The organism is Ramlibacter sp. AN1133, assembly GCF_037890035.1.
In the GTDB taxonomy this organism is placed as follows: Bacteria; Pseudomonadota; Gammaproteobacteria; order Burkholderiales; family Burkholderiaceae_C; genus Ramlibacter.
The window spans coordinates 227,011-242,793 of record NZ_JBBKTQ010000003.1 but is presented as its reverse complement, the minus strand read 5'-3'; the positions used below and the strand labels follow the sequence as shown (position 1 = coordinate 242,793).

11 protein-coding genes are annotated in these 15,783 nt (G+C 68.2%); 6 read left to right on the top strand and 5 right to left on the bottom strand.

Annotation, left to right across the window (positions count from 1 at the left end):
* Positions 1-39 precede the first annotated feature (39 nt).
* Positions 40-1,017 carry a tripartite tricarboxylate transporter substrate binding protein gene (locus WG923_RS05725; protein ID WP_340349977.1) on the top strand — a complete coding sequence of 326 codons (978 nt, stop codon included), beginning with the start codon at positions 40-42 and terminating at the stop codon, positions 1,015-1,017.
* Positions 1,018-1,215: 198 nt separating this feature from the next.
* On the opposite strand, the gene WG923_RS05720 is transcribed toward WG923_RS05725, so the two are convergent.
* Positions 1,216-2,862: an acyl-CoA synthetase gene (locus WG923_RS05720; RefSeq protein WP_340349976.1), complete on the bottom strand. Its 1,647-nt coding sequence runs from the start codon at positions 2,860-2,862 to the stop codon at positions 1,216-1,218.
* A gap of 110 nt (positions 2,863-2,972) precedes the next feature.
* Here WG923_RS05720 and dnaG point away from each other — a divergent pair, with 110 nt between their 5' ends.
* From dnaG to WG923_RS05705, 3 genes are all read left to right on the top strand, one after another.
* Positions 2,973-4,817: a DNA primase gene (gene dnaG / locus WG923_RS05715; RefSeq protein WP_340349975.1), complete on the top strand. Its 1,845-nt coding sequence runs from the start codon at positions 2,973-2,975 to the stop codon at positions 4,815-4,817.
* Positions 4,818-5,090: 273 nt separating this feature from the next.
* Positions 5,091-7,478: an RNA polymerase sigma factor RpoD gene (gene rpoD / locus WG923_RS05710; protein WP_340349974.1), complete on the top strand. Its 2,388-nt coding sequence runs from the start codon at positions 5,091-5,093 to the stop codon at positions 7,476-7,478.
* A 230-nt stretch (positions 7,479-7,708) separates the two neighbouring features.
* Positions 7,709-9,124 (top strand): IS1182 family transposase, encoded by a 1,416-nt coding sequence (locus WG923_RS05705; RefSeq protein WP_340349973.1) that lies wholly within the window; start codon positions 7,709-7,711, stop codon positions 9,122-9,124.
* 191 nt (positions 9,125-9,315) lie between these two features.
* On the opposite strand, the gene WG923_RS05700 is transcribed toward WG923_RS05705, so the two are convergent.
* On the bottom strand, positions 9,316-9,918 hold the full coding sequence (locus WG923_RS05700; RefSeq protein WP_340349972.1) for a hypothetical protein: 603 nt from the start codon (positions 9,916-9,918) through the stop codon (positions 9,316-9,318).
* Positions 9,919-9,972: 54 nt separating this feature from the next.
* Positions 9,973-10,179 carry a hypothetical protein gene (locus WG923_RS05695; RefSeq protein WP_340349971.1) on the bottom strand — a complete coding sequence of 69 codons (207 nt, stop codon included), beginning with the start codon at positions 10,177-10,179 and terminating at the stop codon, positions 9,973-9,975.
* A 215-nt stretch (positions 10,180-10,394) separates the two neighbouring features.
* Here WG923_RS05695 and WG923_RS05690 point away from each other — a divergent pair, with 215 nt between their 5' ends.
* Positions 10,395-10,574: a DUF3606 domain-containing protein gene (locus tag WG923_RS05690; protein WP_340349970.1), complete on the top strand. Its 180-nt coding sequence runs from the start codon at positions 10,395-10,397 to the stop codon at positions 10,572-10,574.
* 150 nt (positions 10,575-10,724) lie between these two features.
* A complete protein-coding gene (locus WG923_RS05685) occupies positions 10,725-13,058 on the top strand; it encodes a DUF3482 domain-containing protein (RefSeq protein ID WP_340349969.1) in 2,334 nt (777 codons plus the stop codon).
* A 161-nt stretch (positions 13,059-13,219) separates the two neighbouring features.
* Here WG923_RS05685 and WG923_RS05680 read toward each other — a convergent pair whose 3' ends face one another.
* Positions 13,220-15,187, bottom strand: coding sequence for a hybrid sensor histidine kinase/response regulator (locus tag WG923_RS05680; RefSeq protein ID WP_340349968.1), 1,968 nt, complete (start codon positions 15,185-15,187; stop codon positions 13,220-13,222).
* 190 nt (positions 15,188-15,377) lie between these two features.
* Positions 15,378-15,692 carry a hypothetical protein gene (locus WG923_RS05675; RefSeq protein WP_340349967.1) on the bottom strand — a complete coding sequence of 105 codons (315 nt, stop codon included), beginning with the start codon at positions 15,690-15,692 and terminating at the stop codon, positions 15,378-15,380.
* Between the last annotated feature and the right edge of the window lie 91 nt (positions 15,693-15,783).

Here is a 15,783-nt window from a genome sequence, read left to right as displayed (position 1 = left end):
CCGCTGGGCTAGATTGGGTCACGACCAGAGGAGACCCTGATGCACCGAACCGATCGCTCGCGGCGCCGCCTGCTGCAGGCCGCGCTGGCCGCCCCCGCCGCCCTCGCCCTGCCCGCGCTGGCCCAGTCGTTTCCCGCCCGCCCGATCCGCCTGATCTGCCCGTGGCCGGCCGGCGGCTCGACCGATGCGGTGATGCGCTCGCTGGCCGAAAGCGCCGGCAAGACGCTGGGCGGCCAGGTGATCGTCGACAACAAGCCCGGCGCCAGCGGCATGCTGGGGCCCAACGAGCTCGTGAGCGCCAAGCCGGACGGCTACACGCTCTCGCAGCTCACGATCGGCATCGCGCGCCTGCCGCACATGCAGAAGATGCAGTTCGACCCGCTGAAGGACTTCACGTACATCGCCTGCCTGACCGGCTACACCTTCGGCCTGGTGGTGCGAGCGGATTCGCCGGTGAAGACGGTGCAGGAGCTGGTCGACTGGTGCAAGGCCAATCCCGGCAAGTTCACCTTCGGCTCGCCGGGCAACGGCACCACGCCGCACCTGGCCGTGGAGGAGTTCGCCTTCAAGGCCGGCATCAAGATGCAGCACGTGCCGTTCAAGGGCGTGGCCGAGGGCATGCAGGCGCTCCTGGGCGGCCACATCATGTCGCACAGCGATTCCACGGGCTGGGCCTCGCATGTCGATGCGGGCACGATGCGCTTGCTGGCCACCTACGGGTCGAAGCGCACGCGGCGCTGGCCCAACGTGCCGACCCTGCACGAACTGGGCTACGAGACGCTGGCGGATTCACCGTTCGGCATCGGCGGCCCGAAAGGCATGGATCCGGCCGTCACACGGCGCCTGCACGACGGATTCAGGAAGACGCTGGAAGACCCGGCGGTGCTGGCCACCTTCGAGAAATACGACCAGTCGGTGATCTACATGAGCAGCGCGGACTACGAGAAGTTCATCCGCGACCAGTACGTGAAGGAAAAGGAGATCATCGAGAAGCTGGGGTTGGCGATGAAGGCTTGAGCAACTCGAAAACCAACATCCGGACGCAGAGGACGCGAAGGGTACGCAGAGGACGCAAAAGAGAAAGAAGGAAGGAAAGCCCCCCTTCACCTGTCTTCTTTGCGTCCTCTGCGTACCCTTTGCGTCCTCTGCGTCCGGCTGTCCGGCTGTCGGCTGTCCGGCTGTCCGGCCGTCCGGCCGTCCGGCTGTCCGCTTTCCCTACACGTCGATCGCCGCCGCCGAGCCCGCCTTCTTCCGCAGCTCGAATTTCTGGATCTTGCCGGTCGAGGTCTTGGGCAGTTCGCCGAACACTACCGCCCGCGGGACCTTGAAGCCCGCCAGGTGCTTCTTGCAGTGGGCGACGATGTCCTCCGGCGTGACCTGAGCCCCCGGCTTGATCTCCACGAAGGCGCAGGGCGTCTCGCCCCACTTCGCATCCGGCTTGGCCACCACCGCCGCGGCCAGCACCGCCGGATGCCGGTACAGCACGTCCTCCACCTCGATCGACGAGATGTTCTCGCCGCCGGAGATGATGATGTCCTTGCTGCGATCCTTGATCTTGATGTAGCCGTCCGGGTACTGCACCGCGAGGTCGCCCGTGTGGTACCAGCCGCCCGCGAAGGACTCCTGCGTCGCCTTCGGGTTCTTCAGGTAGCCCTTCATCGCGATGTTGCCGCGGAACATGATCTCGCCCATGGTCTCGCCGTCCCAGGGCACGGGCTCCAGGGTCTGCGGGTCCAGCACGCGGGCTGCGGCCTGCAGGTGGTAGCGCACGCCCTGCCGCGCATTCAGCCGCGCGCGCTCGCCGATGTCCAGGCGGTCCCATTCCTCGTGCTTGGCGCAGACCGTCGCGGGGCCATAGACCTCGGTGAGGCCGTAGACGTGCGTGAGGTCGAAGCCCATGGTCTCCATGCCTTCGATCAGCGAAGCCGGCGGCGCCGCCCCGGCGACCATCGCCTTCACGCCGCGCGGCAGGCCCTGCTTCATCTCCGCCGGCGCGTTCACCAGCAGGCCGTGCACGATCGGCGCGCCGCAGTAGTGCGTGACGCCGTACTCGCGGATCGCGTCGATCATCGCCTTGGCCTCGACGCGGCGCAGGCACACGTTGACGCCCGCGCGCGCCGCGATGGTCCAGGGGAAGCACCAGCCGTTGCAGTGGAACATCGGCAGGGTCCACATGTAGACCGGGTGCTTCGGCAGGTCCCATTCGAGGATGTTGGAGATCGCGTTGATCGCCGCGCCGCGGTGGTGGTAGACCACCCCCTTCGGGTTGCCCGTGGTGCCGCTCGTGTAGTTCAGCGCGATGGCGTCCCATTCGTCGGCCGGCAGCTGCCAGGCGAACCCGGGGTCGCCCCCGGCCAGGAATTCCTCGTAGGTGGCGCTGCCGATGCGCTGCGGCGCGCCGGTGAAGAGCGCGTCCTCGACATCGATCACCAGCAGGGGACGCGCTTCCTTGCGCATGGCGATGGCCTTGCGCATCACGGGCGCGAACTCCGGGTCGACGATCACCGCGCGGGCTTCGCCGTGCTCCAGCATGAAGGCGATCGCCTCCGGGTCGAGCCGGGTGTTGAGCGTGTTGAGCACCGCGCCGGCCATCGGGACGCCGAAGTGCGCCTCCACCATGGGGGGCGTGTTGGGCAGCATCACGGCCACCGTGTCGCCCTTGCGCAGCCCCGCCCGCTGCAGGGCGCTGGCCAGCCGCCGGCAGCGCTCGTAGGTCTGCAGCCAGGTGCGGCGCAGCGAACCGTGGATCACCGCGGTGCGTTGCGGATAGACGTCCGCGGCGCGCTCGATGAACGAGAGCGGCGACAGCGGGGTGAAGTTGGCCGCGTTGCGCGGCAGGTCCTGGTCGAAAATGCTGGACATGACCTGTGTCTCCTGTCGTTATGGGCCGGTGCGCCGGCCGCGACAGAGGTTATTCCCTTTTTTGCTGGTCGCAAATCCGTAGCCGGGACTACGGTACCCTCCACAGCCCGATGGCCATCCCCCAGAACTTCATCCAGGACCTGCTCTCGCGCGCCGACATCGTGGAGATCGTCGGCCGCCACGTGCAGCTGAAGAAGGGCGGGGCGAACTACCTGGGCCTGTGCCCTTTCCACGGCGAGAAGACGCCCTCCTTCACCGTGAGCCCGTCCAAGCAGTTCTATCACTGCTTCGGCTGCGGCAAGCACGGTAATGCTGTCGGCTTCCTGATGGATTACGCCTCGATGAACTTCGTCGAGGCGGTGAAGGACCTGGCCGGCCAGTACGGCATGCAGGTCCCGGACGACGACCGCTCGCCCGAGGACCGCGCCCGCGCGGCGCAGCAGCGCGAAAAGCAGCAGACGCTGACCGACGTGCTGGAAAAGGCCGGGGCCGCCTACCGCAAGCACCTGCGCACCTCGCCCCGCGCCGTCGCCTACTTCAAGGGCCGGGGCGTCTCGGGGGAGGTCGCGAAGCAGTTCGGGCTCGGCTACGCCCCCGAGGGCTGGCGCACGCTCGCCAGCGTGTTCCCGAACTACGACGACCCCCTGCTGGCCGAAAGCGGCCTGGTGATCGTCAACGAGGAGGACAACAAGCGCTACGACCGCTTCCGCGACCGGGTGATGTTCCCGATCCGCAACGTCAAGGGCGAGTGCATCGGCTTCGGCGGCCGCGTGCTGGGCGAGGGCACGCCCAAGTACCTGAATTCCCCCGAAACCCCCGTCTTCAGCAAGGGCCGCGAGCTCTATGGCCTGTTCGAGGCCCGCAGCGCGATCCACGCGCAGGGCTACGTGCTGGTGACCGAGGGCTACATGGACGTCGTGGCCCTGGCCCAGCTGGGGTTCCCCAACGCCGTGGCGACCCTGGGCACGGCCTGCACCCCCGACCACGTGCAGAAGCTGTTCCGCTTCACCGACCACGTGGTCTTCAGCTTCGACGGCGACGCCGCCGGCCGGCGCGCAGCGCGCAAGGCCCTGGACGGCGCCCTGCCCTATGCCACCGACACCCGGACGGTCAAATTCCTGTTCCTGCCCCCGGAACACGACCCGGACAGCTACATCCGGGAGCACGGGCAGGAAGGCTTCGCCCGCTTCGTGCGCCAGGCCGTGCCGCTGTCCGCCTTCCTGGTGGAGGCGGCTTCCGACGGGTGCGACCTTGCGACGGCGGAGGGCCGCTCCCACATGGTCAGCAACGCCGGGCCGCTGTGGAAGCTGCTGCCGGAGGGGGCGCTGAAGCGCCAGTTGCTGGGGGAACTGGCCGACCGGGCCCAGCTGGGGTCGCACGAATTGCTGGAGATCTGGGGGGTCGCAACGCCCGGGTCGGGCCGGCCGCGCTCGCGCGAGCGACGCGGGGGCGAGGCGCCCTACGGGAAACGGGCCTACGGCGCCGGTCGCCGCCAGGCCATCAAGCCCAAGGCCGTGGCGCTGGCGGAGCTGGTGGCACGCATCCTGCTGCGCAACACGGAGCCCTGGCACACGCTGACCAACGACGACCATCACCTGCTGTGCGAGCTGCAGCCGCCCCACGGCGACCTCTTCTCGTGGATCGACACCCGCTCCCACGAGCACGGGGCCGAACCCTGGGCGGTGCTGCAGCTGGCCCTGGAAGGCCAGCCGTTCGCGGACCTGGCCAACCGCCTGGTGGACCTGGACAACATGCAGCCGATCGGGCGGGCGATCGAGGTCGCAGACTTCGGCGAGGACGACCTGCGCCGGGCCGTGGTCGGCATCCATCTGGACGCGGTCGCCCTGGAAATCGAACAGGTCGCCAGGCTGCCCCAGAGCGACCCGACCCGCACCGAGCGGCTGTACGAGCTCACCCGGCGCCAGCAGGCGCTGTTGCAGTTGAGCCGCACCTGAGGCCCCGCTCCACTACCACGGCTTGAAATTCCGCAACGTTGGTATAATGTAGGGTTTGCTAGCGGCAAGAGCGACAGCAGCACCTCCGGACCGGCCAGCCCTCACGAACGAGCGGCGTCCCCAAGCGGGCAACAGGCCAACTTTTCCGCAAGGACTGCACCCCAAATGTTCGCCCACCCATCTTGCCCACCCGAGAGGCCGACGTCGGCCTGATGCCGCCCCGTGCCGGGATTCGCGGCGCTTTTTCGTACCTGCTGTCCGTTTCGAGGTCCCATGCCCGTTCAAAAGTCCGCGAAGCCCGCTCCCGCTGCGAAACCCGACGACCGAAAGCCACTCAAACCGACATCCCATTCCGCCGACAAGGCCCAGCTGAAAGTCGTCAAGAGCGACCTGAAGCCGGATTCGAAGTCCGCAACGAAAGCAGCCCAACCCGTGCCCACCAAGTCGCCCGCCAAGCCCGAAAAGGCCACCGCCAAGGAAGAAACGAAGAAGTCCGTCAAGGCCGCCGCCCCCGCGGTGGAAGAGCCGGCGAAGAAGAAACCGGGCCGTCCGCCCAAGGCGACGGCCGAGGTCGACACGCCGAAGGCCGGCGCGGGCGCCAAGCGCGGCCGCAAGCCGAAGGCGGCCGAACCCGCAGCCAAGGCGGCCGACGAGGAAGTGGACCTGGGCGACGTCGAGACCGAATTCGAGGACAGCGAACCGGTCGCCGTGGAGGAAGTGGCGGCCGTCGCCGAGAAGGCCAAGCCCCTGCGCATGAAGATCAGCAAGGCGAAGGAACGCGCCTTGATGAAGGAATTCGGCCTGGACGAGACCGTCCTGACCGAAGAGGAAATGCTCAAGCGCCGCCAGCGCTTGAAGATGCTGATCAAGCTGGGCAAGACGCGCGGCTACCTCACGCACGCCGAGATCTCCGACCACCTGCCGGACAAGCTGGTCGACGCCGAGACGCTGGAAGTCGTCGTCTCGATGCTCAACGACATGGGCGTGGCGGTCTACGAACAGACCCCCGACGCCGAGACGCTGCTGCTGACGAACACCGGCCCCACCGCCGCGACGGAAGAAGAAGCCGAAGAGGAAGCCGAAGCCGCCCTGTCCACCGTGGACAGCGAATTCGGCCGCACGACCGACCCGGTGCGCATGTACATGCGCGAGATGGGCACGGTGGAACTGCTCACGCGCGAAGGCGAGATCGAGATCGCCAAGCGCATCGAGGGCGGCCTGATGGCGATGATGGAGGCGATCTCCGCCTCGCCCGCCACCATCGCCGAGATCCTGCGCCTGGGCGCCGAGATCCGCGAAGGCAAGATCGTCATCTCCAGCATCGTCGACGGCTTCTCCAACCCGAACGAAGCCGACGACTACGTCGCGGAAGAAGACTTCGACGAATTCGACGCCGACGACGACGACGACGGCTCCGGCGGCTCCAAGGCGCTCACGCGCAAGCTGGAAGAACTCAAGGCCGCGGCGCTCGAGAAGTTCGACAAGATCGCCGGCCTGTTCGAGAAGGTGCACAAGGCCTACGACAAGGACGGCTGGGGCTCGCCCACGTACACGAAGTGCCAGCACGCGCTGTCCGAGGAGCTGATGACCATCCGCTTCACGGCCAAGACCATCGAGAAGCTGTGCGACATGGTGCGCGGCCAGGTGGACGACATCCGCAAGAAGGAACGCGAGCTGCGCCGCATCATCGTGGACAAGTGCGGCATGCCGCAGGAAACCTTCGTCAAGGACTTCCCGCCCAACCTGCTGAACCTGCGCTGGGTCGAGAAGCAGGCCGCCGCCGGCAAGCCCTGGAGCATCGTCATCCAGCGCAACATCCCGGCCATCCAGGAACTGCAGCAGAAGCTGATCGACCTGCAGATGCAGGTGGTGGTGCCGCTGCACGAGCTGAAGGAAATCAACCGCCGCATGAACGAGGGCGAGGCCTCGTCGCGCGAGGCGAAGAAGGAGATGATCGAGGCCAACCTGCGCCTGGTGATCTCGATCGCCAAGAAGTACACCAACCGCGGCCTGCAGTTCCTGGACCTGATCCAGGAGGGCAACATCGGCCTGATGAAGGCGGTGGACAAGTTCGAATACCGCCGCGGCTACAAGTTCTCGACCTACGCCACGTGGTGGATCCGCCAGGCCATCACGCGCTCGATCGCGGACCAGGCCCGCACGATCCGCATCCCGGTGCACATGATCGAGACGATCAACAAGATGAACCGCATCTCGCGCCAGCATTTGCAGGAGTTCGGCTTCGAGCCGGACGCCAGCATCCTGGCCGCCAAGATGGAGATCCCGGAAGACAAGATCCGCAAGATCATGAAGATCGCCAAGGAGCCGATCTCCATGGAGACGCCGATCGGCGACGACGACGATTCCCACCTGGGCGATTTCATCGAGGACACCGGCAACACCGCGCCGATCGAAGCCGCCATGCAGGCCGGCCTGCGCGACGTGGTCAAGGACATCCTCGACTCGCTCACGCCGCGCGAAGCCAAGGTGCTGCGCATGCGCTTCGGCATCGAGATGAGCACGGACCACACGCTGGAGGAAGTCGGCAAGCAGTTCGACGTCACCCGCGAGCGGATCCGCCAGATCGAGGCCAAGGCGCTGCGCAAGCTGAAGCACCCGAGCCGCAGCGACAAGCTGCGCAGCTTCATCGACACGCTGTAATCGACGGGGCCCTTCGGGGCCCTTTTTCTTGGCTCTACGCCGGTTTCCGGGAAGTCGGGATGATGCTTTCGCGGATGTTGTGACCGTGTCGATCGCGAGCTTGGAAGCCGGGGGCCCTGCGGACCGGACCAGGACGGATCCCTGTCCGCCTCTCAGGCTGTGGAAATAATCGGTCGTCCCGCGTCGCCTCTCAACCGTTGCATGGGGAGGCGATTTTTCTTGGAGCTGAAATGGGACACCGTAGCGGCCAGAGCAGAGAGCAAGCGGCGTTGTTTCCTCTCATGCTGGACGAAATGGTCGGTCCGGACCGGCTGGTACGGGTGGTCGACGCCTGGGTCCAGAGCTTGGATGTCGCCGTCTTGGGCTTTGAGAAGGCTCAGGCGCTGGGCCGCGGAGCGCCGCCCTACGACCCTGCGGATCTCCTGGCGTTGTATCTTTGGGGCTATCTCAATGGAGTGCGCTCCAGTCGGAAGCTGCAGCAGGCGTGCCAATGCAACGTCGAATGCATGTGGCTGCTACGCCGGCTTGCTCCGGACTTCAAGACCATTGCGGAATTTCGCCGGCGCAACACGCAGGGCCTGGTTGCGGTTTGCGCGAGCTTTGTGGACTTCGCCCGCTCCAAAGGTCTGATCAAGGGCACGATGGTGGCCATCGACGGCACCAAGATCAAGGCGGTCGCTTCGCGAAAGGCGATCCTCAGCGCGGCGGAGCTGGCCAAGCGCGCCAAGCGCAATGCGGATGAGATTGCCGAGTACCTGCGGGCCTTGGACGCTCAGGACGACCGGGAGGCCGGCACCGATGTTTGTGACGCAGATGTGCGCCACGCCTTGGCGCAGCTGCATGAGCAGCGCAAGCAGATCCAGCAGCAAGTCGAGCAGCTCGCAGGCGTGCAAGGCAACAGCCTGGTGCACACGGAGCCTCAGGCGCGGCCGATGAAGAGCCTGCACGGCGCTCCGGGTTACAACCTGCAGACCGCAGTGGACACCGAAAGCCATTTGATCGTGCATCACGAAGTCAGCACGGACGCCAACGACCTGCGCCAGCTGCAGCCCATGGGGGAAGCCGCGGCCAAGGTGCTGCCCGATCTGAAGGCCGTACTCGCCGACAGCGGCTACGACAACGGCGACCAGATCGAAGCTTTGGGCAAGCAGAATCTCACCACCTTCGTGGCTCCCAAAGGCGCAGTGAACCCGCTGGGGCTGCTGGACAGGGATGCGTTCCGCTTCGACGCCGAGAACAACCAGTACACGTGTCCTGCTGGCAAGATCCTCAGGCGCAAGAAATTGGGGGCCGACACCAACAGGGTGATCTACATGGCCAAGGCACGTGACTGCGGGGCCTGCCCAATGAAACCGGGCTGCACCGGCGCAGCCCAGCGTAGCGTATCGCGGCATGCGTACCAGGACGCGCTGGATGCAAATGCCCGGCGGGTTCAGGCCAATCCGCAGATCATGAAGCTACGGCGTCAGACCGTAGAACACCCCTTCGGCACGATGAAGGACCAGATCATGGGCAATGCGCGGCTCTTGATGCGCGGCTTGCTGGGCGCCAAAGGCGAACTGAGCCTCGCCGTGCTCGCGTGCAACATGAAGAGAGTCTTCAACCTGAAAGGCAGCACCTGGATGCACCAGGCGCTGCAGGGCTAGAGCCCTTTTCGCGCGCTCACAGGTTTCAGAGATGCGCGCGGCGTGGCTGCTTGCCGGGGGAGGCCGGGATTATTTCCACAGCCTGCGAGGCGGACGGTCACGCCCTGGTCCGGATCCGAGGCAACCGGCGAACCGTGATCACCATCGGCCGCCCTTGTCTTGGTCTTCCCGGAAATCGACGAGAACCTTCTTTACTTCTTCGCCGGGGCCTTGGGCGCCGGCGCGGCTGCCTTCGGCGCGCCGTTGTTCGGCGCCGCGGTGTTCACGCCCAGGCGCTTGGCGATGGTTTCTTCCAGGCTGCGCAGCTTGGGCTCCACCTGCGGCTTGGTCTCCACGATCAGTTTTTCCACCAGCGCGCGCTGGAGCTCGCCGCCCATGGCCTGGAACTTGGTGAAGGTGGGCGATTCCATCATCGCCGCAATTTCCTTCAGTTCGGGTTCGGTGAACTTCTCCTCCATCATCGCGCCGACGGTGGTGGGAGCCAGCTTCACGACGCGCTCGCGCACGATCGGCACGGTGTCGTCGACGAACTTCTTGACGTCGTTCTGGATGTCGCGGCCCACCGCTTCCTGCTTTTCCGGCGCCACGCGCTGGGGCAGCGCGGCGCCCGCGCGATCCAGCATCTCCATCGCGGGCTGCTCCACGAGGTTGCGCGCCAGGGCCTCGAGGCCCGGCTGCTGCACTTTCAGGATGCGGGCAACGAGTTCCTTCTTGCCATTGGTGGACTGGGCCTGGGCGGTGACGCTGCAGGCGGCGGCGATCGCGAGGATCAGCAGGGGTTTCGACAAACGCATCCGGGCAGTGTAAAGCCTGCCTGTGAAGCGTCTGTTGCGGAGCGTCAGGCCCGGCTACGATGCCGGTCCCTCATTGCGCCGGCGCGCACCCACCTTGCGCTGGCCGCGCCGTTCCGCGGGGTCGGCGCTGGCCACGGGCCGGGCGATCACCTCGGTGATGTCGACCGGCATCTTGCGCTTGTCCTGGCGCTGGTGATGGTCCCAGGCCTTCTTGGCGAGCCCGGACGTGACGGCGAACACGATCAGCTTGCGCAGCAGCATGGCACGACTCCTTTGGACGAATGGAACCATGCTCGCCGCCGCCGCGGCTCCGGCCTGTAGTCGCACGCCGGAGCCAGCCGCAGGACAGGCGGCTCTGCGGCCGGGCCTCCTACAGCTGGCGAACCCGTCAGCGCACAGCAAGGCGGTGGCTCGTCCTGCCGCCCCGCCCTGGGGCGCTGCCTACCCTGGAGCCATCGGAAAAGGGGGAACTGACCATGTCCGAAGACGCGAACAAGGCGGGTGCCGACCAGCTGCTGATCCAGCTGGAGCCCGAATGGGAACGCCGCAACTGGTGCAACTGGCTGGGCTGCAGCGAAAAGGACCTGGAGCACGCCGTCACCTACGTGGGGCACGACCCGGACAACGTGCGTCGCTTCCTGCGCCAGGCGCGCTGAACGATCGCGGCGGCGCGCTGCTGCCGGTTGGCCGGGGGGTCCCCGGGGCGCGGGCCGGGCCCCGCAACCGGATCATTGCATTAGGGTTAACGCTCGGCGGCGCATTGCGCCAAGCATGAACTCAGGCAAACGGGCAGACTCGCAACAGCGATGGAAGACGGTGTCCTGCTCCTCGACGAAGCCAGCGCGCGGCAGCTCGTGCTGGCGCGCGCCGTGGAGGACGTGGACACGCAGGGCAAGCTGCTGAGCGCCGTCGAACGCGAACAGATCGAAAGCGAGGCCCTGGAGGCCAGCCGCGGCAGCGCCGCCGGCGGCATCGATTTCGCCCAGTACCTGCAGCAGCGCGCGCGCCGCATGCTGGCCGTGGTCGACAACCGCCAGCCCCGCATCGCCGCCCTGCAGGACCCCGAAGGCTGGCGCCGCTGGCTGCTGCTCGCCTTGCCGCTCGCCGCCTGCGTCCTGGGGGCCGCGATCGACCGCATCGACAACCCGCACCAGGTGAACATGCTGTCGCCGCCGCTGCTCGGCGTGCTGGCGTGGAACCTCGCCGTGTACCTGCTGATGCTGCTGTCGGTGTTCCTGCCGCAGGCGCCGCACCTGCCGCTGCACAGCGTGCAGCGCTGGATCGCCGGGCTGCCGGTGTCCGGGCGCCGCACCGGCCGGCTGCACATGGACGTCGTGGCGCGCTTCCACGAACACTGGCTGCGGGCCACCGCGAGCCAGCAGTGGCTGTGGGCCAAGCAGCTGCTGCACCTGAGTGCCGCCGGCTGGGCGCTGGGGCTGGCGATCTCCATCGTGCTGGGCGGCGTGGTGCGCGAATACCGCGTCGGCTGGGAAAGCACGCTGCTGGGCGTGGGCCAGGTGCATGCGTTCCTGCGCGTGCTGTTCGCGCCGGTGGTGGCGCTGCTGCCGTTCGAGTCCTTCAGCGTGGCGGACCTGCAGCGCATGTCCTTCCACTCCGGCGCGGCCATCGGGGTGGAGGAGGCGCGGCGCTGGGTCTGGATGTACGTGGCGCTGCTGTTCGTGCTGGTGATCGTCCCGCGGCTCGTGCTGGCCGCCTGGAGCGGCTGGCGGCGGCAGCGGCAGGCGCGCGCGATCCGCCTGGACCTGCGCGACCCCTACTTCGTGCAGGTGCTGGCGCGCGTGAGCCCGGCGCGCATCACCGTCGGCCTGGTGGCCGCCGATGGCCCGGGGCGCGACGCGGTGCTGCGCATGCTGCACCAGGTGGCCGACCGGGCCCCCCCCGACGAACACGTGCCCTGGACGGTGCTGAGCACGGCCAAGGGCGACGTGCTGCGCGTGTTCGAGGTGCCGCCGGGGTTCCAGCCGCCGGCCGCCGTGGTCACGGCGCAGGCCGGCGGCGGCTCGCCCGCGCAGGCCTGGCTGCAGGACCTGCTGGGCCGCTTCAAGGCGGCGCCGCGCACGCAGGAGCAGCGCGATGCGGTGCAGGCCACGCTGGCCGACACCGACCTGATGCTGGTCGTGCCTTCGAAGGCGGCCGACCTGCGGCAGGCGAGCCGCCTGCTGCACTGGGTGGGTCAGCCCACGCTGGTGCTCGCCCCCGACGACGACGACTGCACCGAGGCGGCGCGGCAGCTGGGGATCGCCGCGCAGGTCCTGCCGGTGGAGCGCTGCACGGCCCACTGGCTGGGCGACCCGGTGCTGCTGGATGCGGCGGCGGCGCGCGTGGCCACCGCCAAGCGCGCGGGATTCGAGCGCCTGGCGGCCACGTGGAAGGACCGCAATGCGGTGCGCTTCGGCGAAGCGATGCGGCTGCTGGCGACCGAACTCGTGCGCGCGGCGCGCGACAGCGAGGATGTCGGCAGCGCCCCGGTGAGCCTGCGCCACCTGGTCAACGCCGCCGAACGCGATGCCAGCCAGCGCGCCCGCGAGGCCGCGCGGCACGCGCTGCTGCAGCGGCTGCGCGCGGGCGAGGCCTCCATGCTGGCGGAGCTGGTGCAGCTCTATCGCGCCGGCACGCCGCTGGCGCCGGTGGCCGGTGCGCGCCTGGACAGCGGCTTCAGCGAGCAGCACCCGGTGGACACGCCGCAGGCGGGCATCGCCGGTGCCGCCACCGGTGCCGCGATGGGCGCGGGCATCGACCTGCTCACGGGCGGCCTCACGCTCGGGGCGGCGGCCGCGCTCGGGGCGATGATCGGCGGCGGTGCGGCCTATGTGGCAGCGGCCTGGCGCAACCGCGGCACCGCCGGCGGCCAGCCGCAGGTACAACTGGGCGACGAGCTGCTGCAGACGTTCACGGAGGGCCTGGTGCTGACGTACCTGGTGGTCTCGCACCGCGCGCTGCCGCGCGAGGAGCCGCCGCCCGCCTGGCGCAGCGAAGTGGTGGCCGCCGTGGAGGCGCGCCGGGATCCGTTGTCGGAGCTGTGGCAGCAATCGCGCCAGGCGCCGCAGGCGACCACGACCGTGCCGGCGCTCGCCACGATGCTGGAAGACATCGTGCGGGACGTCCTGGAGCGCCTGTAGGCTGGCGGTCAGGCGCGCCAGCGCCGCCACCCCAGCGATACATCGTGCGGGACGTCCTGGAGCGCCTGTAGGCTGGCGGTCAGGCGCGCCAGCGCCGCCACCCCAGCGCTCCGGCTCCGCGCTCCGTCTTCGCGCTCTGGCCCCGCGCTCAGTCCCCGCCCTCAGTCCCCGCGCTTGGCCTGCGCGGCCGCCCGCAGCAGTTCCTCCACCGCCGGCAGTTCCGCCGGCTTGGTGAGGTGGCGGTCGAAACCCGCCTCCCGCGTGCGTTGCCGGTCGTCCTGCGTGCCCCAGCCCGTGAGGGCGATCAGCATCGTCTGCTGCAGGCCGGGCAACATCCGCAGGCGCCGCGCGACGTCGTACCCGCTCATGTCGGGCAGCCCGATGTCGAGGAACACGACATCGAGCGGGTGCTCCTTGGCGATCTGCAGCGCCTCCGCGCCGTTGTGCGCGATGTGCGCCGCGTGGCCCTCGATGTCCAGCAGCACGCCCAGGCTCTCGGCGGCGTCGGTGTTGTCGTCGACCACCATCACCTGCAGCTGCCCGGAGGTGGCGGGCGCACCGGCCGACTGGGCCTCCATCCCCGTGGACTCTGCCGCCGCCAGCGGCAGGCGCACGGTGAAGGTGCTGCCGCGGCCGGCGCCCGGGCTGGTGGCGGACACGCTGCCGCCATGCAGGGCGACCAGGCTCTGCACCAGCGACAGGCCGATGCCCAGGCCGCCCTGCGGCTTGGCCGCGCTGCTGGGCACCTGCGCGAACATCTCGAACACCTTGGGGATCGCGTCGGCGTCGATGCCCACGCCGGTGTCGGTGACCGACAGCACCGCCTCGTTGCCTTCCACCCGGACGTTCAGCGTGATGCGGCCGGCCTCGGGCGTGTACTTCGCGGCGTTGTTCAGGAGGTTGCTGACCACCTGCGCGATGCGCGTGGGGTCGGCGTCCATCGGCAGCGGCCGCGAGGGCAGTTCCACGTGCAGCTTGTGGTGGCCCGATTCGATCAGCGAGGCGCTGGTCTCCACGGCGGTGGCCACCACCTCCTTGAGGTCGATACGCTGGCGGCGCAACTCCACCTTGCCGGTGCTGATGCGCGCCACGTCGAGCAGGTCGTCGACGAGATGAACCATGTGCTGGATCTGCCTTTCCATCATCTGCCGGGTCTTTTCCAGCAGCTCGGGCTTGCTCGCGCCCATGCGCATCAGGTGCAGCCCGTTGGACAGGGGCGCGAGCGGGTTGCGCAGCTCGTGCGCGAGGGTGGCGAGGAATTCGGTCTTGCGCCGGTTGGCCTGCGCCAGTTCGTCGTTGAGGCGGCGCAGGTCCTGCTCGGCGAGCAGGCGCTGCGTGATGTCGGAAAAGAGCACGGCGACGAGGTCGCTGCCGGGGCCGCCCAGCCGCGTGGCGTAGACGTCGAACCAGCGCTTCATGGCCTTGGCTTCCTCGACGAAGCGGGTGGCCTCGCCGGTGCGCGCGACCCGCTCGTAGATCTGGAACCATTGCCCGTCGTGGCCGGGGGCGATTTCGCGGATCGTCTTGCCCACCGCATCCTTGATGCCGGTGTGCATGGTGAAGGCCTCGTTGGCCTCCTCGAAGCGGTAATCGACGACCTTGCGCTGCGCGTCGCGCACCAGCCGCACCACGCAGAAGCCCTCGTCGATGGATTCGAAGAGGGCGCGGTAGCGCTCCTCCTTGGCCTCCAGCCGCTGCTCGAAGTCGCGCCGCTCGCGCAGGCGCAGTTCCTCCTTGCTGCGGTACAGCTCGACGAAGACGCTGACCTTCGCCTTCAGGACCTCGGCGCGCAGCGGCTTGGCCAGGAAGTCGACGGCACCCAGCGCGTACGCCGAGAGCATCGCCTCGTCGGGGTCGTCGCCGGCGGTGACGAACAGGATGGGCGTGAAGCGCGAGCGGGCCCGGGCGCGGATCTCGCGCGCCACCTCGAAGCCGTCCATGCCCGGCATGCGCACGTCCAGCAGCACCGCGGCGAAATCCTGGCGCCCCACGGCGGCGAGGGCTTCGGGGCCGGACACGGCTCGCACCATGTTGACGCCGAGCGTGTCGAGGACGGCTTCCAGGGCCAGCAGGTTGGCGGGCTGGTCGTCGACGAGAAGGACGTGGGCGGGAATGGTCTTGTGTGGCACGGTGGCAAGCCCCACAGGCCGGGGGCAGGCCGAGTCTAAGGCGGTTGGCAACTCTGCGGGGCGCTGCCGGTCCAGATGGCGAAGTTGTCTGGCACGCGTGACGGACAACGCCTCGCCCGGCCGCGTCGCGCAAGCCCACCAAGGAAAAGGGCCGGCATGGCCGGCCCCGAATCCTGGCTTAACGGACGGATTACTTCTTGGTCTGCGCGACCTTGTCGTCGCGGTCCTTGGCCGGGGTGATCTCCACCTTCGGCACCGTCAGCGTTTCCTTCTCGGTGTACACGCCGACCTTCGGCACGTCCACTTCCTTCTTCTCGGTGGTCACGTCCACCTTGGGCGCGTCGACGTCGTACTTCGGCAGCGTCACGTCGCCTTCCTGCGTCTTGGAGACTTCGTACTTCGGAACGGTGACGTTGCCCTCCTGCGTCTTCTGCACGTCGCAGCCCACCAGGGCGATGGAGGCGGCGGACACCAGACCGGCGATCACGAAAACGGACTTACGCATGGCTAAGACTCCCTGTGCTGTTTAATGTGCTCGCAGTATGGGCAGGCGGGCACAGCACGGCTGTAAGACCCGGACCGCAATGGCCGTCCGA